The organism is Gemmata sp. SH-PL17, from assembly GCF_001610855.1.
Classification (GTDB): Bacteria; Planctomycetota; Planctomycetia; order Gemmatales; family Gemmataceae; genus Gemmata; species Gemmata massiliana.
Genome location: NZ_CP011271.1, coordinates 620,554 through 637,205 on the forward strand (window position 1 = coordinate 620,554; position 16,652 = coordinate 637,205).

A 16,652-nucleotide genomic window follows, 5' to 3' on the forward strand; every position below is an offset into this window, starting at 1 on the left:
CAGGGCTTGGCGTCGCGGCACGAGCAGGTGCCCGTGCTTCGGGAGCAACCCGATGCGCCCACCGCGACCGGGACGGATCGATGAAGCAGTTCGCGCTCATGGCGCTGATGATGTTGACGGGGACGGCCGGCTCGGTCGTGCTCTCGCCCGTGTACGGCATCGCCGTGTATTACACGTTCGCCGTGCTCCGCCCGCAAGCGATCTGGGACTGGGTCGAGGTGTTCGGGCTGCGCATGTCAGAAATCAGTTGGTCGCTGCCGGTCGCGCTCGTCACACTCGTCGCAACGGTCGCGTGGCGCATGAAGGTGTGGACCCCGCTCGCGATCTCACAGCCCCCGTGGTACGGCAACCCCCGGTTCGGTCGCAGTCACTACCTGTTCCTCGCGTTCACCGCGTGGATCAGCGCCACCTACTTCACCGCGATCAACCAGACCGTCGCGTGGCCGTACTTTTTGGAGTACGCCAAGATCTTCGTGATGTTCTTTTGCGCCACGCTCGTGCTCCGCACGGTCCGCGACTTGTGGGTCATCTACTACGTGATGATCGGCTGCGCGGTGTACATCGCCTACGAGGTCAACTTCTTCTACTTCGCGTGGGGCTGGCTGATGCTGGCCACGCGCGGGTACGGCGGACTGGACAACAACGGGGCCGCACTCATCTTCGCGATGGCCGTGCCGCTGTGCTTCTTCGCGTGGGAGGCGCACACCGGCCGGTGGCGCTGGGCGTTCCTCCTGGTGATCCCGGTGCTCCTGCACGCGGTGCTGCTCTCGTTCTCGCGCGGGGCGATGCTCTCGCTGCTCGTGACATCGGTCCCGATGTTCTTGCGTGCGCGCAACAAGCGGTTCGTCGCCGCGGTGTACCTGGTCGGTGCCGCGCTCGTCGTCGCGATGGCCGGGAAGGAGATCCAGGAGCGGTTCTTCTCCATCGGGCAGCACGACACCGACGCGAGCGCCCAGGCCCGGTGGGTGACGTGGGGCATCGCGGTACAGATGGCCAACGAGCGCCCGATCTTCGGCATGGGCATCCGCAACTCGAACCTGTTCACCTTCCAGTACGGAGCCGACATCGAGGGGCGCACGATCCACAGTCAGTACCTCCAGACCGCGGCCGATAGCGGCTGGGTCGCGCTCGCGCTGTACGGCGCGCTGCTCCTCTCGGCGTTCATCGGGTTGTGGCAGGCCCGGCGGTTCATGCGACGGTTCACGGACCCGGAATCTCTGAAGGTGCGATCGCTTGCCGCGGGGGTGGAGTGCGCACTGATCCTCTTCTGCTTCGGCGCGATCTTCCTTTCGCTCGAGCACTTCGAGATGCCATACATCTGTGTCCTGCTCGCGGTGCAACTGCACGCGATCACGCGCGCGATGGAGGCGAAACTCAGCCCCAAACTGTCCGGTGTACCGCACACGCGACCGTCCTCGTACCCGCGGCCCGCGGCGGTGCCGTCGTGAAGGGGCCGATCCGCGTCGCGTTCGTCGTCCACTTAATGCAAGTGGCCGGGGCTGAAGTTCTCGTGCGCGAGACGATTCGCCGGCTCGGGGACCGCATCCGGCCGACCATTTTTTGCCTCGACGCGGTGGGGCGCATCGGTGAGGAGCTGGTGGCCGAAGGCGTCGATCTGGTCTGTTTCCACCGCAAACCGGGACGTGATTGGAAGGTGAGCCAGCGCGTCGCGCGGGCGATCCGAGAGCGCGCCATCGAAGTCGTTCACGCGCACCAGTACACGCCGTTCTTCTACTCGGCACTCGCGAAACCGCTGTGCGGTTTCCGGCCTAAAGTGATTCTCACCGAACACGGGCGCCACTACCCGGACCGCGTGTCGCCGCTGCGCCGGGCGGTGAACCGCCTCGTTCTCGATCGGCTCGCGGACTCCGTGACCGCGTGTTGCCGTTTTAGTGCTCAGGGGCTGTCGCGCACGGACGGGTTCGCCGGTGCGCGCATCGAGATCGTCGAGAACGGGATCGAAATCGAGCGCTACGGTCCGCCCGCGGACAAAGCACTCGCTAAAGAAGACGTGGGGCTGGAACCCGACCGGCGCTACCTGATTCACGTGGCCCGGCACCACCCGGTGAAGGACCAGGCCACGCTCGTGCGCGGGTTCGCGGCGGCCGTACCCGATTTACCGGGCGTGGACCTGCTGATGGTCGGCGACGGCCCTCTCCGTGCGGAGTTGGAAAACCTTGCGGTGGACCTGCGGGTTCCCGATCGGGTGAAGTTCCTGGGAATTCGCACCGACATTCCCGAATTAATGCGCGCCGCGGACGTGTTCGCACTCACGTCGCTGAGCGAGGCCGCGTCGCTCACGCTGCTCGAAGCGATGGCGAGCGGCTTACCCGCGCTCGTGACCGCAGTGGGCGGCAACCCGGAGATCGTGCGGCACGAGCGCGAGGGGCTGTTGTTCCCGCGGGGGGATGTGAGCGGGTGTGCGGGTGCGATCCGCCGACTGTTCCGTGATCCGGAATTTGCTGCAAACCTCGGCGCTGCGGGTCGCGAACGCGCGGTCGATCGCTATCAATTAGATCGGACCGTTGAGGAGTATTATGCCATGTACTCCCGCTTGGCCGGGAGGTACCCGTCATGAGTTCCCAGCTCGTTATTCACGTGCCGCCCACGGAAGATGCGTCCGTACTCAAGAGCGCGATCAAGCGCGCGGCCCGGTGCGCGGCGCTCGTCGGTGTGGCGCCGGTGCTCGCATCGTTCTGGCTGAGCGCGGCACTCGTCGGGCGCGGGCGCGCGCTGGAATCGCGCTCCCAGTTGCTCTCGCTCTGGCCCGGGCTCACGGGGCAGTACCTCCGGCGCGCGTTTCTTCAGCAGATACTCGCGCGGTGCCACCCCTCCGCGACCGTCGAGTTCGGCACGTTCTTCTCGCAGCCCGGCGCGATCCTCGACGAGAACGTCTACGTCGGGCCGCGCTGCAGCCTCGGGCTCGTTCACCTCGAGCGCGACGTGCTGCTCGCGTCCAACGTGCAGATCCCGTCCGGCGGGAAAACGCACTACTTCGACGACCCCTCGAAGCCGATCCGCGAACAGGGAGGCGAGCGCAAGATGGTGACCATCGGCGCGGGCGCGTGGATCGGCACCGGGGCCATCATCCTGGCCGGTGTGGGTCGGGGAACGATCGTCGCGGCCGGGTCCGTGGTGACGAAACCGCTGCCGGACAACGTGATCGCAGCCGGCGTACCGGCGAAGGTGATCCGCAACCGGTTCGAGTCGGTCGAAACGAGCGCGAGCGATGCCTGACCCCGCCCCGCTGATCGTGTTCTCCGACGACTGGGGCCGGCACCCGTCGAGTTGTCAGCACCTCATCTCGAAATTGCTCCCGCACCGGCACGTAATCTGGGTGAACACGATCGGCACGCGCCCGCCGGGGCTGAACTGGAGCACCGTCACGCGCGGAATGGGCAAACTGCGCCAGTGGGTGAGGGGGGCGGAACGAAGGCAACCTAACCCCCTAACCCCCTTCCCTAAGAAGGAAGGGGGAACCGAGCCAAATACGACAGACGTCACGCAATCTGCGCCGGTTTTAAACCCCTCTCCGTTTAGGGGAGGGGTTGGGGAGGGGTTGCAGCCACAATCCCCCCTCGTTCTCAATCCCAAGATGTGGCCGTCGTTCCGGTCGCGGTTCGCACGCGGACTGAACCGGCGGCTCCTGACGCGCGCCTTGAAGTCAGTCGCAGATGCGATGCCCGAGCCGCCGGTGGTCGTCACCACGATACCGCTCGTCGCCGATCTCGTCGGGCACTTTCGGGCCGCGCGTTGGGTCTATTACTGCGTGGACGACTTCTCCGTGTGGCCCGGCTTGGACGGGCGCACGATGCGCGACATGGAAGCCGAACTCGTCCCGAAAATGGACATCATGATTGCGGTAAGTGAAACGCTCCAGACGCACCTCGCGCGATGGGGCAAAACCGCACACTTGCTTACCCACGGGGTCGATCTCGATTTCTGGTGTGCGCCTCGACCAAGTGACGCTCCCGCGTCTCTCCGCGAACTGGCCACGATGCCTGAACCGCTTGTTGTGTACTGGGGCGTGATTGATCGCCGCACGGACCTTGCCTTCGTCAAGCACCTCGGCGAAGCGATGGCCGTCGGGACGATCCTCTTTGCCGGTCCGCACGACGCGCCCGATCCGGAACTGCTGCGGTTACCCCGCGTGCGGAGCCTCCCGCCGATCCCGTTCGCGGATTTACCTGCGCTTGCGGCCCGGGCGTCTGTGCTCATCGCGCCTTACGCTGATCTCCCCGTTACACGGGCCATGCAGCCGCTGAAACTCAAAGAGTACATCGCGACGGGCAAGCCGGTCGTGGTTCGGCACCTCCCCGCGACCGCGGAATGGGCCGATTGCGTTGACGTGGTGGAGTCGCCGGAAACGTTCGCCCGTGCGGTGTTAGCTCGCCTGACAACCGGAACACCCGAAGATCAATTGGTCGCCCGCGCACGCCTTAAGAGCGAGGGATGGCGCGCGAAGGCAGAACAGTTTGCGCAGTGGATCGATGGGAAATGATATGGCCTTGGCTTGATGGTTTTCTGTAGTTGGCTTCTGTCAGCAGGTTTCAATCGTCACGTGCTACATTGTCGGCTCGAATCGGCACGCCACCTTCTGCAGTACCGTGTAAATTACCTTCCGGAGTTCGCGTTCCCTGACGCACCTCGCAGTCGATCGCTCCAGGCGCAAGGTGTCACGGGATGCGAACTTTTCTGCGCAAACCACTGTACGTATTCGGTCTCCCGGATTGGAATTAGTTGACTGTGGCCGGCTACAGAAGACTGCTCATTCGCGCGATTCGGTACGAGGTCCAGCATCAATGCGCCGCTCGCTGTGAGCGGGCCACACTGAAGGCACCATGACCCCCATTCGGCTCGCGTGGGCGAACCTGGTTCACAAGCGCACGCGGACGCTCATCGCCGCGGCCGGGGTCGCGTTCGCGGTCGTGCTCGTGTTCATGGAACTCGGCATGCTCGGCGGCGTCGGGCGCACCGCGACCATGCTCTACGACAAGCTGCAATTCGATTTGCTCATCACGTCGTCCGAGTACCTCGATTTGAGCCGTGCCCCCGAGTTCCCCCGCACGCGGCTCGCCCAGGCCCGCGTTGAGGGTGTCGCGGACGTGCTGCCGGTGTCGTTCGGTGTCGCCGGGTGGCGGGCGCCGCGGCAGGAATCGCTGTTCGGCGGGTCCGAACCGGGCGGGCAGTTGAGTATCAACATCGTCGCCGCTCCGCCGGACCAACTCGCGAAGGTGTTTGTTACGGGGGGTAGCGGAGTGTTCGCATCGGAAGAAGAGGCGGGCCGGGCCGGGGTCAAGCTGAAGCGACTCGATACGTTCCTGCTCGATCGTCGGTCCAAACCGGATTTCGGCGACGTGACCCGTCTTCAGAATTTGCCGCCCGACGGACGCGAGGGGGAGGCGGTTCGCGTGAACGGTCAGCGCGCCAGTGTCGTTGGCGGTTTCGACCTCGGCACCGGGTTCAGTTGGAACGGGATGCTGCTAACCAGCGAAGAAACTTACGCTCAGTTCGCCGCGCGCCCGCGGGACGTGGTTCACTTCGGGCTGGTACAGTTGAAGCCGGGGGCCGATCCGGTCGCGGTGCAGAAACAGTTGCGCGCCACACTACCGCCCGATGTGAAGATCTACACGCGCACCGAGATCAACGCGGCCGAGCGCAACTACTGGTTGCGGCTTACTTCCATCGGGCAGTTCCTTCTGGTCGCGGTGGTTCTGGCAATTGTGGTCGGCGTCATTTTCGTGTACCAGATGATGGCCGCGGACATCCGCAACATGCTGCCGGAGTACGCGACGGTGAAGGCGCTGGGTTACCGTCCGCCGTACCTCACGGGAGTGGTGCTGTGGCAGGCCGTGCTGCTCGCAGTCTTCGGTTACGTTCCGGGGTTCGTAGCGGCGCTGGGGCTGTACTTCGTGGCGAGTAACTACGGCGGCATCCCGACCGCAATGACGCTCGAAACCGCTGTGGGCGTGCTCGCGCTGACGTGTTCCATGTGTCTCGCGTCCGGGTTGCTGGCCGTGCGGAAGGTCCACACGGTGGACCCGGCGGACCTGTTCTGAGTGTGGTCCGCTCGCGGAGCGAGCGGTTCAGGTTGCGAGTACCGTTACGATTTGTTTCCAGCCACCGACTACCGCTCGCGGAGCGAGCGGACCACACCGAAGACCACATGCCTCGATCCGCTCCCGTTCCCCTGGCCTGGAAGAACCTTGCCCACGACAAGGTGCGGTTCGCGCTGTTCGCGTCCGGGATCGGGTTCGCGGTGGTGCTGATGGGAGTGCAGTACGGCATCATGAACGCGATGCTCGACAGCAATACGGTGCTGATCGAGAAATTGAAGGGCGACCTCGTCCTCATCAACCCGAACAAGGCTTCACTGCTGTTCCGCGAGGGCGTGTCGCGCCGGCGGATCGCGGAGGCCGAGGGCGTCGCCGGTGTGAAGAGCGTGTCGCCGGTGTTCGTGGAGTATTCCGTTGCCGCTCTGCGTCACACCGCAGCCGATCCGTCGGCGCGCACCAGTACGCGGCGGGTGCGCGTGATCGGCGTCGACCCGAACGCCGACGTCCTCGATCTGCCCGGCGTGAGCGCTAAGAGCTGGCAGAAACTCAACACGCCCGGGACCGCGCTCTACGACCGCAAGAGCCGATCGCACCCGGATCAGGTCAATCACCCGGGCGAGTCGGTATTTGGGAAACTCGAACCCGGGGCCGGAACCGAACTCGCAGGGCGCGACATTCGGCTCGTTGCGGGCTTCGAGATGGGCTTCGACTTCGGCACCGACGGCAGCGTGGTGGTGAGTGATCGCACGTTCGAGAAGTGGGTGCGCGAGCCGTATTACCCCACGAACCCGATGGCGGAAGCGGATATCGGTGTGGTGAAACTGCTCCCGGGAGCGGATGTGAGTGCGGTGAAGAAGGCACTGCAAGCGAAGTTCGCGGCCGGGGGCGATGTGCTGGTTCTCACGCGCGACGAAATGGTGTCGCGCGAGAAAAGCTTCTGGTGGACGAACACGCCGATCGGCTTCGCGTTCGGGGCGGGTGTGCTGTTGGGATTCGTCGTCGGGATGGTGATTTGCTACCAGATTTTGGCGAGCGACGTGGCGGATCACCTGCCCGAGTACGCGACGCTGAAGGCTATCGGCTACACGAACCGATATTTGAGCTGGGTCGTGGTGCAGGAGTCGCTGATTCTTGCGGCGGCCGGTTTCGTCCCGGGCATACTGGTAACCTACGGCACGTACCTCGTTCTCACGGATATCACCGGACTGCCGATGCTCCTCACGCCGGCCCGGTTCGCGCTGGTGGTGCTGCTGACGGTGGTGATGTGTGTCGCGTCCGGGTTGCTCGCGGTGAGCAAGGTGAAGAAGGTGGACCCCGCCGATGTCTTCTAGCGCCGAAGAACCTAACCCCCTAACCCCCTTCCCTAAGAAGCAAGGGGGAACAGAACCAAAAACAGAAGCCGGCGCACCGCAGGCACCGGTTTTAAGCCCCTCTCCCCTTGGGGGAGGGGTTGGGGAGGGGTTGTCTTCAGACAGAGACTCCCGTCTCCCCCCGCCCGGTCAACCGGTGCTCCGCATTCGTGGGGTGAACCACTACTTCGGGACCGGCGACACGCGGACACAGGTGCTCTTCGATAACACGCTCGAAGTGATGCCGGGCGAACTGGTCATCATGAGCGGGCCGTCCGGGTCTGGCAAAACGACCATTCTCACACTCATCGGCGGGTTACGCACACTGCAGGAAGGCGAGATCGAGGTTTGGGACGCGGATCTGGGCGACTACCGCAACTTGAAGGGCGTGCCCGAACCGGAACTGGTCCACGTGCGTCGGCTCATCGGGTTCATCTTTCAGCGCCATAACTTATTTGATTCGCTCACGGCGGTGCAGAACATTCGCATGGCGCAGCGCCTGAAGGACACTGGCGCCACCGATCTCGACGCGGACGCACGCGACGTGCTCACGTACTTGCTCCTGGGTGAAAAAGACCTGGAGGGACGCGCGCAGAAATCGCGGTTCGACTACAAGCCCGCGAAACTCTCCGGCGGTCAGCGGCAGCGTGTCGCCATCGCCCGTGCCCTCATCAATCGGCCGAAACTCGTGCTCGCGGACGAGCCAACGGCTGCCCTTGATGCAAACAGCGGACTCGCGGTGGTTACGCTCGTGCAGGAACTCGCGCGCCAACGGTCCGAGGAAGACCTCGGCAAGCTCGTGCGCCCACCCGCGGAGGCCGGTGAGAACGGGCGGCTGGGGGCGTGGCAGATCCCGCTCCTCAAGAAAATCGCCACCGAACACGGCACTACCAGCCTGATTGTCACGCACGACGCGCGCATTATGAACTTGGCCGACCGCATCGTTCACATGGAACGCGGTCGGATCGAGTCGAATGTGGTGGTCGCGGAACGCTTATTCGTGCGGGAGGGCTTGCGCCAGAGTCCGGCGTTCGCCGCGGTCCTGCCCGAAGAACAGGAGAAGATCGCGGATTCGGTCCTGATCGGCGTTCACCCGAATGACCCGGTTCGCCCGGACCAGATCGCCGCAAAGCCTGGTTGTGTCGAGGTCTACGAGCCGGGACAGGTGATTGTGCGCCAGGGCGACGCGGTGAACACGGACAGCAAGTTCTACCTGATCCGACGCGGAACGGTAGAGGTGTCGCGTGAGGTAGACGGGGTGACCCAAAAGCTCGCCGAACTGAGTGCTGGTAGGTACTTCGGCGAGGTCGCGCTCCTCATGGATCAACCACGGAACGCGACCATCCGCGCGCTAACCCGCGTGGAGGTGTACACGGTAAACCGTGCAACCTTTGACAAGTTCCGGTCGGTGAGCCGGCCCTTCATCGAGCGCGTGCTGGCGAACTTTCGCGCAGGCGACGGCACCCCACGAACGTAACGGGCTTCTGCTGCTGAGAATTGTGACAATCGAGGTGCATACCCGGTTGGCGTGCGAGTCGCCGGGTTGGGAGAGAGGATCGCAGACCGTCGGTGTGGTCAGGAAGCGGTCACGGCCGGTTGCGCGGCGAGCAATTCGCCGATGACGCGCCGGAGCATTTGCCCGGTGGTCATCCCGCGCCGGCTGGCCGCGGCTTCCAGTTCCATCGCCTGCCACAGCGGTAGCAGAAGGGCCAGTTCGACGACCTCTTGGTCGGAACGGACGGCGTTGGGTGATACGGCATCGAATAGCGGTTGCACGGCGTCACCTGCCCTGGAAAGCGTGTACGGCAGCTCCACACCACCGAGGTCACGGGCCATAACAAAAAGTCCATCGGCCCCGCGCAGGGGCATCGTAACCGTTGGGTCACGCGACGGCAAGGCGCGACCACTGAACACCCGCACGGTCCCGGCCCGTTCGGTGAACACACGAGTTCAGTATCGGTCAGTTGTTGGGACTGAGGACTGGCCGTCAACAAATACGAATGCAACCTGAATGCCGCTCGGCGAAATCACACTTTAATTTCAATTATTGCAAGGGAAATGAGCGATTCTCGTCTCGGAATTTGCTGGCTTCAAACGGAATCGCATGGTACCGACGCCCAGTCCGCGCGCACTTTCTGTCAGATCGCGAGCACCTCGCGCGAAATTGTGAGTTCCTGAGAAATTTCAGAAAATAGGTCGAGTGGCGGGCGGGCGCGAGACCGCGTGAGTTGCTCCCGATCGGGCAGACCGGGCCTGTTTTTTGCAACACACTACCTGCGTGCTAGAGTCGATGACCGGACCAATTGAGGCCCGGTCGCTCGCAGGGTCGGAAAATGTCGTTCGCCGAAATGCTTGAAGGGACCAGAGTTTGGGTCACGGGTAACCTGCCGATCGTAGTCGGTGGGGGCGTCGCGCTCGTGGTGCTGACCTTCTTGGCCGTGGTTGCAGCGCGGCGTCGCGGGGCGCTCGATCCGTCCAAACTGGCTACCGCAAATGCAAATGCCCTTACGGGTGAACGCGCGCTAAACTGGGCACCACCGGAGCAGTCCTACGCGGACCGCCGCGGAGCGGTGCGTCGGGAGGGGCAGCCCGTTCGCGTGCTGCTCGCGTCCAACACGTTTCGCAACGGGGCCGGCGACGGGTACGTCGTCGACCGCTCGACTGGCGGGTTGAAGCTCGCGACGCAGTCCGCGGTACCGCCGGGCACGACAGTGCAAGTCCGCGCGATCGACGCGCCCGATACGATTGGGTTCGTCACCGTGATCGTGCGCAGTTGCCGCAAGAATACGGATTATTACGAACTCGGGTGCGAGTTCGAGAAGACACCGCCGTGGAACGTTCTCTTGCTGTTCGGATGATCCTTGTGACCGACCGGCAGGTGCCGGTCGGTCGTCGTTTTGGGTCCACGTCTCGGTACGTTCAAGCCACTCCCACAGGTTCCCGTTGAGTTGATATGGCTTTCCGTATGGGGAGCGTGCGCCGACCGAGTTGCAGAAGTCCGCGATCCAGCGTCGGGACACTCGACCAGGTTTTGTCGGTCAGGGCGGGGCAGGTGGCGCATTTGGGGAGTAGCTTCTGCTCCCGAATGTTTCGGCGGAACTTCCGGTACAGTTCGCTGTTCCACAGCGCCAGGAACCCACGTTTGCGCACGTCTCCCAGCCGGATGTCGATCCAGCACGGGTACATCTGCCCCCACGGGTCGATCCGCGTCGCCAACCACGGGTGGAAGCACTTGTTGACGTGGACGAATTGCGGGTCCGTGTACTGTCGGTGGATCTGATCGGCTTCCAGTTCCGGCATGAACTTGACCAGCACCTTACCCGCTCCCCGCGATGCCTTGATGCGGGCGATGCGCTCCACGAGATCGGCCGTGTCTACCGCGACCACCCGGTCGGGTAGCTCGGGTTGCTTCAGGTGCATGATCGGGCCGTCGACCAGGCGCTCGGTCGCGGCCTGGCGCTCCGCGGTGCTGTAGTGCAAGTGGCCGATGTTCAGCATGTCGACTTCGTAGCCCTCGAACCACGCCACTAAGTTTTCGAGGTCGTGCTGGTTGACCGCGGACACGGCGCAGGAGACTTCCAGCCAGGGGCGCCGGGCGGGGTTCGCTTTCTTCGCATCAATGATGGTTCGGACCGCGCGCACGGCCTTATCGAAGCTCCCCTCGCGCCCGCGCACGTGGTCGTGAACCTCGCGTGTACCGTCCACCGAGATGGTGATGGAGTCCAATCCCAGGTCGATCAGTTCGCGGTACACTTCGGGCTTGCCCGAACCGTTGCTAATCAAGCTCAGGTGAATGGGGTACTTTTTGATCGCTGCGACCAGCGTGGCGATGTCGCGCCGGAGCGTCGGCTCTCCCCCGGTGAGGGACACCGCTTTGACGCCGGCGCGCCCGATCTGACGGATGATGTCGAGGTACTCTTCGGTCGAAATCTCGCGCCGGAGCGTTCCGTCCGCTTCGCGCAGTTCCGGGTTCCGGCGCTGGCCCTGCGGGGTCACCATGTTGCCCTCGACCAGCGAGCACATCTTGCACCGCAAGTTGCACAGGTAGGTCAGTTCGAGGGTTACGGTGAGCGGCGCCCACGCGGTGCCGTCGGCGTACAGGTGGTAGGGGATCCAGGCGTAGGGGATCTTGAGGTGGTGTGCTTTGACCCCGGTCAATCGACGGGCAAGTCGGGCCAGCGGCCGTAGCAGCGCACGCACGGTTCGTCCTCCCTGATGTTGGGGTGGCTTTCGGGGCACGGTCCGATCCACCCGGCGCGGACCCATGTTGTACGCCCGCGCCGGATTTGTTTGCAAGACGGACCGCTAAGCAGCACGATCTCACGAAATAACTGGAAGAAATGCGAGTGCGCGACGACAGCGAACTGCAGACGCCGAACGAAATTAATTCAAATGAAAATACGGATACAGAAAAATCATGAGTGCGGGGAACTCATTAATCTGATGTGTGGTCGGTAGTTGGGAAGGCGGAGGTGCTGGGAGACTGCGGTTGGGGCACCTGAGCTGGTTCGGCTTCGGTGCCATTGTAACAAGCCGTGACCGCAAGGGAGCTGTCGCGGCTCGTTCTCTACTTGAGCAGAATCATCATCAGGTCGATTCCTGCGATCAGCCATGCGACCAGTCCGACGAGGCTGGCCGCGGTCGCGGCGACATTCAGCGCGACCGATTCGCCGCTTTGCCGGGCCGCGGACCAACTCCGAACGCTAATAATCACCGCGATTAGACCAAGAATTGCGACGCCCGTGGTTCCGATCAGTCCGCCGTACTGGGCGAGGTCGCGCGGGACGTCGACCAGTCCCCGGCCGAACAGGATCACGTTGAACACCATCAGCACGCACGCAGAAATCAGTAGCGTGCAGCCGATCGCCAGCCCCGCGAGCCCGCCGCCCGTGCCCGGCGACAGCGCGAGCGCGGAACTGGTCGAAGGTGGAACGAAATCGTCTTCGGACATCGCACACCTGTTCGCGGTTTAGTCGTTCTTCTTCTCTAACTGGATCGCGCGCGAGCCGATGCGAGCCAGGAACCGCGCCTTTTGCGCCGCGGTCAGTTCTTTAGTGTACCGCGCCCGGACGGCGTCCACCCATCGCACCTTGCGCGTGCTGTAGTCGGTGAGCACGCGAACCAGAACCGGTCCGTCGTGGCACACCGCGCCGCGGAGCTTCGGCTCCAGGTCTGCGTGCGAGGTCACTTCCACGAAGGCCACCCCGAACGCCTGTGCCAGGGCCTTGTAGTCGAGCCGGGTGAGGATCGTGGCCGTGGTCCGCAGGTACGCGGGCTTCTGCAACATCTGCATGTAGTGGTACGCCTGGTCGTCGAGGATCACGAACTTCACCGGTAGGTGCTCGCGCGCCGCGGTGGTGATCTCCATCGCGCTCATGAGCAGGCACCCGTCGCCGGTCAACGTCGCGACCGTCTTCCCGTGATGCACGCGCTGCGCGCCGAGTGCGGCCGGGACGCTCCACCCCATCGCTTGATTGTCGACTGGGTTGAAGTACGTGCGCGGTTGGCACACGCGGAAGTGCTCGGCCGCGAGGTGCTCCGTCACGCTCACGTCGGTAAAGAGCATCGCGTCCGCCGGGAGCACCTTGCGGAGCGCGGCGACGGTCGCGAGCGGGTCGACGCCGCACTTCGGTTGCGGAATGTTGCAGAGTTCCTTCGCGGCGTCGGCCTTCAGCGTGCGGATGTGATTCACGAGCCACTTGTCTTCCGCGCGCCGGAGCGTGTCCCCGCACGCGAGCAGGCGTCCCAAGAAGGTGCCCGCGTCCGCGTGGACGCACACGTCCGTTTTCAGAATGCGGCCCAGGTTGCACGGGTTCGCGTCGACGTGAATGACGTGCTTGGGTTGCGGGTTGCCGTAATAGCCGGTGGAGACTTCGCTGAACTTCACCCCGATCGCGAGCAGCGTGTCGACGCCCGATTTCAGCGGATGCTTCTTTTCGCCAGCGAACACTGTCTCCGCGACCGCGCTGGCGTGCGGGCCGAATCCCCACCCGACTGCGAGCGGGTGTGAGTCGCTAATGACCCCGCGCCCCGAGACGCTCGTGGCTACGGGAGCCTGGAGCAGTTCTGCGACTGCGGTGAGTTCCGCCCCGTACTCCATGCACCCGGCGCCCGCGTAAATGCCGACGCGGTGCTTCTTGTCCGCCAGGAACGGCAGCGCGCGCTCGAACGCAGTGTCATCGAAGGGTGGTGCCGGAATCGCGGGCGGGGGAGTGCGGAAGTCGTGTGCTTCGATGAACAGGTTGTACGGCACCACGACCGCGACCGGTCCCGGTTCGCCCTGAGTGGCGGTGATGAACGCCTGGCGCACCGCGGCTGCAATCTGCGCGACCGTCTGCACCTGGTACACGCACTTGCACACCGGCTTGAGCAAATCGACCTGATTCAGCGCGTGAACCTGAAACGGCTTCGCCTTCTCGCCGTTCGCCACATCGCCGACGATTGCCACGAGCGGCGAAGAATCAAGCAGCGCCTCGCCCAATCCGGTCAGTGAGTTAGTCACACCCGGACCGGGAACGACGCACAGCACTCCGGGCTTCCCGGTGCTGCGTGCGTAGCCATCAGCCATGCACGCAGCGGAGAACTCGTGGGTGACGAGCAGGTACGGGATGCCCTTTTCTTTGAACGTGTCCCACAGTTCGTTTTCTTGCGCACCGGGGATGCCGTATACGCACCCGACGTTCTCCGCGAGCAGTGCCGCGCACAGAGCTTCGGCGCCGGTCATGCGGCCGAACACCCAGCCCGGGTGCCGCGCTTCGCGGACGTGCGCAATGGGGCCAGCATTCGCAGCGCCGGCGGCCAAAGCTCCGCCCACAGCGGCCGCACCCTGCATCAGCCCACGACGGGAGAACGCGAAGTCCATTTCGCACCTCAAAAGACACAATGTCCAAGGTGTATCGGCTTTCGGGGGCGGGCGAATTCGCGCGGAATGCGGGACGTGCGGATTTAGCGAAAGGGCGTGGGGAGCTTTTGCGTCGGCACGCGGTCGCGGCGTCACAGCCCTGAATAGCGGATCTTATTTCAGGGCGAGGGTTTGTAATTATTCGTGCTACGGAGCTACCGTTACTGGCACATGACGAGCGCCGCTGTGAGCGAAATGATTCCGAACAGGATGCCCGCGATCATCCCGGTGACGGCCCATCGCGTAATGCGCTGTGCCCGGGCGAGCGCGGCGGCGGTGTCGATCGCTTCGAGGATCGGCGCTACTTCCAGCCCGGCCGTACTTTCTTGCACAGCGGCCGCGGCGAGCGGCGGGAGCTTCCCGGACGCCATCCCGCGGCGGTCCGGGGTGTTCATGAACGGCAGCAGCGCCTGAACCGCTTCGGCAGCCGTTTGGTAGCGGTCCGCGGGGTCTTTCGCGAGCATGATTTCGACGACGTTGGACAGCGCTTCGGGCACGTCGTCGCAGATGTCGTGTGCCGGCGGAACGGGCGACAACTGGTGCGCGATCATCTTCGCCGCGGTCGTTCCTGTAAACGGTGGCTGGCCGGTGAGCAGGTGGTAGAGCGTGGCCCCGAGGTTGTAAATGTCGGCGCGGTGATCGGCGGCGGTACACCCGCGGAGTTGTTCCGGCGCGACGTAATCCGTCGTGCCCATCGCGTTGTTGCTCGCGCCGAGTTTCGTGCTGGAGTCTTCAAAAAATTCCGCGAGTCCGAGGTCGAGGACTTTCACGATTCCGTCGCGCCCGACGAGCAGGTTCGCGGGCTTGATGTCGCGGTGGGCAACGCCCTTGTCGTGTGCGTGCTGGAGCCCCGCGGCGGCCTGAACCACGTAACTCACGGCCTGGCCGACGGGCAACCGCCCGCGTGTGGCGAGCAGCCGATCGAGGGTTTCGCCGTCGATGTACTCGAACACGAGGAAGTGCGTACCCCGATCGCACACGACGTCGTAAGCGTGAACGATGTTCGGGTGGTCGAGGGCGGCTGCGGCGCGGGCTTCTCGGTAGAACCGCTCCACGTTGGCCGGGTCGAGCGACTGTTTACCCGGTAGCACCTTCAGTGCGACCTTTCGGCGCAGTGCCGCGTGCTCCGCGAGGTACACGGTGCCCATTCCGCCCGCGCCGATCTGGTTCAGGATGCGGTACGGCCCGAGTTTGAAGCCCTTGTGCTTGCCCTGGAGGATCAACTTGGCTTGGAACGGCGTGAGAATGCCCGCCTGGATGAGCCGGGTGGCCGTATCGGGCGCGGTGGACGGGATCGGTCCGGACCGCGTGAGAAACCCGGTGAGTGCATCGTCGTCCGCGACTTCTGCGCGCCGCACGAGTGCGAGAACGGCGTCGCCGGTACGAGGGGGTTCGGGCATTCCGGGAACCCTGAGGTGATAGCTGCCGCGCGAGTTTCGGTTTCAAGCGCTTCGGGGGAGATGGTATTGCCGAAACGCCGACCCGCCAACCCGCTGTGGCCCTATTTGAATTTTGAATGTTGGGCGGGCGGAATGTTGAGCCCGCGTAAAAGTCAGGATGCCAGAACCGGGGGCCGGTGTCAAACGTTAGATGTGAGAACCGCGCTGACTTTCATCTTTTGTTCGCGCGGGGCCAAACTTCCGCCGCCCTTTCAAGACGCATTCATCATCGGGACGCGGTTCGCAGTGGTGGTTGCTCGAATTGGCCGCGACGTTTATCCTCAATCCCATGAATGAGATCACCCGCGTTCTGGACGACGTTCGGGCGGGCCGGGCCGGGGCCGCGGAACTGCTCCCGCTCGTGTACGACGAGTTGCGTCGGCTCGCGGCGGCGAAGCTCGCGTCCGAGAAGCCCGGGCACATGCTCGAAGCCACTGCGCTCGTTCACGAGGCGTACCTGCGACTCGGGCACGACCAACAATTCGACCACCGCGGGCACTTCTTCGCGGCCGCGGCCGAAACGATGCGCCGGATTCTCGTCGATGCCGCCCGCAAGAAGCGGACCGCGAAACACGGCGGCGACCTGAACCGCCTCGACGCGGAAGACGTGCCCATCGCCGCCCCGCGCCCGGACGAGGATCTGGTCGCGCTCGATGAGGCGCTCAACGAATTCGCGCTCCTCGACCCGCAGAAAGCCGAACTCGTGAAACTTCGGTACTTCGTGGGAATGACCATCGAGCAAGCGGCCGACGCGATGGAGATTTCCCCGGCCACTGCGAAACGTCACTGGGTGTTCAGCAAGGCGTGGTTGTATCAGCGGATGAGCGGGGAGTTGCCGCAACGAGAAGAGGCGAACTAGCGCTGCACCATCGACAATCGTGGCAATTTTGCCTTTGTTGCGCAGTTG

At 64.1% G+C, this 16,652-nt stretch carries 14 protein-coding genes; 9 read left to right on the forward strand and 5 right to left on the reverse strand.

Going from position 1 to position 16,652, the window contains the following annotated elements:
- Positions 1 to 80: 80 nt before the first annotated feature.
- The 7 genes from VT84_RS02440 to VT84_RS02470 all read left to right on the forward strand — a co-directional run bounded on the left by VT84_RS02440 (position 81) and on the right by VT84_RS02470 (position 8,882).
- Positions 81 to 1,448 (forward strand): O-antigen ligase family protein, encoded by a 1,368-nt coding sequence (locus VT84_RS02440; protein WP_052553686.1) that lies wholly within the window; start codon positions 81 to 83, stop codon positions 1,446 to 1,448.
- Positions 1,445 to 2,578, forward strand: a complete 1,134-nt coding sequence (locus VT84_RS02445; protein WP_239465646.1) for a glycosyltransferase — start codon at positions 1,445 to 1,447, stop codon at positions 2,576 to 2,578. Before VT84_RS02440 ends, VT84_RS02445 begins: the two co-directional genes overlap by 4 nt.
- Complete coding sequence (locus tag VT84_RS02450) at positions 2,575 to 3,237, forward strand: acyltransferase (protein ID WP_052553684.1); 663 nt, start codon at positions 2,575 to 2,577, stop codon at positions 3,235 to 3,237. The genes VT84_RS02445 and VT84_RS02450 overlap by 4 nt, the downstream gene beginning before the upstream one ends.
- On the forward strand, positions 3,230 to 4,501 hold the full coding sequence (locus VT84_RS02455) for a glycosyltransferase (protein ID WP_157469117.1): 1,272 nt from the start codon (positions 3,230 to 3,232) through the stop codon (positions 4,499 to 4,501). Before VT84_RS02450 ends, VT84_RS02455 begins: the two co-directional genes overlap by 8 nt.
- A gap of 340 nt (positions 4,502 to 4,841) precedes the next feature.
- Positions 4,842 to 6,059: an FtsX-like permease family protein gene (locus tag VT84_RS02460; protein WP_082838376.1), complete on the forward strand. Its 1,218-nt coding sequence runs from the start codon at positions 4,842 to 4,844 to the stop codon at positions 6,057 to 6,059.
- Between the two features lie 107 nt (positions 6,060 to 6,166).
- On the forward strand, positions 6,167 to 7,387 hold the full coding sequence (gene devC / locus VT84_RS02465; RefSeq protein ID WP_082838377.1) for an ABC transporter permease DevC: 1,221 nt from the start codon (positions 6,167 to 6,169) through the stop codon (positions 7,385 to 7,387).
- Between the two features lie 175 nt (positions 7,388 to 7,562).
- Positions 7,563 to 8,882, forward strand: coding sequence for an ATP-binding cassette domain-containing protein (locus tag VT84_RS02470; RefSeq protein WP_162271565.1), 1,320 nt, complete (start codon positions 7,563 to 7,565; stop codon positions 8,880 to 8,882).
- Positions 8,883 to 8,980: 98 nt separating this feature from the next.
- Here VT84_RS02470 and VT84_RS02475 read toward each other — a convergent pair whose 3' ends face one another.
- Positions 8,981 to 9,241, reverse strand: a complete 261-nt coding sequence (locus VT84_RS02475) for a hypothetical protein (RefSeq protein ID WP_082838379.1) — start codon at positions 9,239 to 9,241, stop codon at positions 8,981 to 8,983.
- A gap of 497 nt (positions 9,242 to 9,738) precedes the next feature.
- Between VT84_RS02475 and VT84_RS02480 the strand changes: the two genes are divergently transcribed.
- The gene (locus tag VT84_RS02480; RefSeq protein WP_052553674.1) at positions 9,739 to 10,263 is read left to right on the forward strand and encodes a PilZ domain-containing protein; all 525 of its coding nucleotides are present in this window, start codon (positions 9,739 to 9,741) and stop codon (positions 10,261 to 10,263) included.
- Positions 10,264 to 10,324: 61 nt separating this feature from the next.
- Here the strand turns inward: VT84_RS02480 and VT84_RS02485 are convergent, their stop codons facing one another.
- From VT84_RS02485 to VT84_RS02500, 4 genes are all read right to left on the reverse strand, one after another.
- Positions 10,325 to 11,605, reverse strand: coding sequence for a radical SAM protein (locus VT84_RS02485; protein ID WP_162271566.1), 1,281 nt, complete (start codon positions 11,603 to 11,605; stop codon positions 10,325 to 10,327).
- 367 nt (positions 11,606 to 11,972) lie between these two features.
- Entirely contained in the window at positions 11,973 to 12,356 is a 384-nt protein-coding gene (locus VT84_RS02490; RefSeq protein WP_052553671.1) for a hypothetical protein, read from the reverse strand.
- A gap of 18 nt (positions 12,357 to 12,374) precedes the next feature.
- Complete coding sequence (locus VT84_RS02495) at positions 12,375 to 14,267, reverse strand: thiamine pyrophosphate-binding protein (RefSeq protein ID WP_082838381.1); 1,893 nt, start codon at positions 14,265 to 14,267, stop codon at positions 12,375 to 12,377.
- A gap of 200 nt (positions 14,268 to 14,467) precedes the next feature.
- Positions 14,468 to 15,706 carry a serine/threonine-protein kinase gene (locus VT84_RS02500; RefSeq protein WP_082838382.1) on the reverse strand — a complete coding sequence of 413 codons (1,239 nt, stop codon included), beginning with the start codon at positions 15,704 to 15,706 and terminating at the stop codon, positions 14,468 to 14,470.
- Positions 15,707 to 16,007: 301 nt separating this feature from the next.
- Between VT84_RS02500 and VT84_RS02505 the strand changes: the two genes are divergently transcribed.
- Positions 16,008 to 16,604, forward strand: a complete 597-nt coding sequence (locus tag VT84_RS02505) for a sigma-70 family RNA polymerase sigma factor (RefSeq protein ID WP_315850295.1) — start codon at positions 16,008 to 16,010, stop codon at positions 16,602 to 16,604.
- Positions 16,605 to 16,652: the final 48 nt, after the last annotated feature.

Coding starts and splice junctions, on each gene's coding strand:
- devC (WP_082838377.1), top strand. CDS start 6,167: ATGCCTCGATCCGCTCCCGTTCCCCTGGCCTGGAAGAACCTTGCCCAC.
- VT84_RS02440 (WP_052553686.1), top strand. CDS start 81: ATGAAGCAGTTCGCGCTCATGGCGCTGATGATGTTGACGGGGACGGCC.
- VT84_RS02480 (WP_052553674.1), top strand. CDS start 9,739: ATGTCGTTCGCCGAAATGCTTGAAGGGACCAGAGTTTGGGTCACGGGT.
- VT84_RS02450 (WP_052553684.1), top strand. CDS start 2,575: ATGAGTTCCCAGCTCGTTATTCACGTGCCGCCCACGGAAGATGCGTCC.
- VT84_RS02490 (WP_052553671.1), bottom strand. CDS start 12,356: ATGTCCGAAGACGATTTCGTTCCACCTTCGACCAGTTCCGCGCTCGCG.
- VT84_RS02495 (WP_082838381.1), bottom strand. CDS start 14,267: ATGGACTTCGCGTTCTCCCGTCGTGGGCTGATGCAGGGTGCGGCCGCT.
- VT84_RS02500 (WP_082838382.1), bottom strand. CDS start 15,706: ATGCCCGAACCCCCTCGTACCGGCGACGCCGTTCTCGCACTCGTGCGG.
- VT84_RS02460 (WP_082838376.1), top strand. CDS start 4,842: ATGACCCCCATTCGGCTCGCGTGGGCGAACCTGGTTCACAAGCGCACG.
- VT84_RS02475 (WP_082838379.1), bottom strand. CDS start 9,241: ATGGCCCGTGACCTCGGTGGTGTGGAGCTGCCGTACACGCTTTCCAGG.
- VT84_RS02455 (WP_157469117.1), top strand. CDS start 3,230: ATGCCTGACCCCGCCCCGCTGATCGTGTTCTCCGACGACTGGGGCCGG.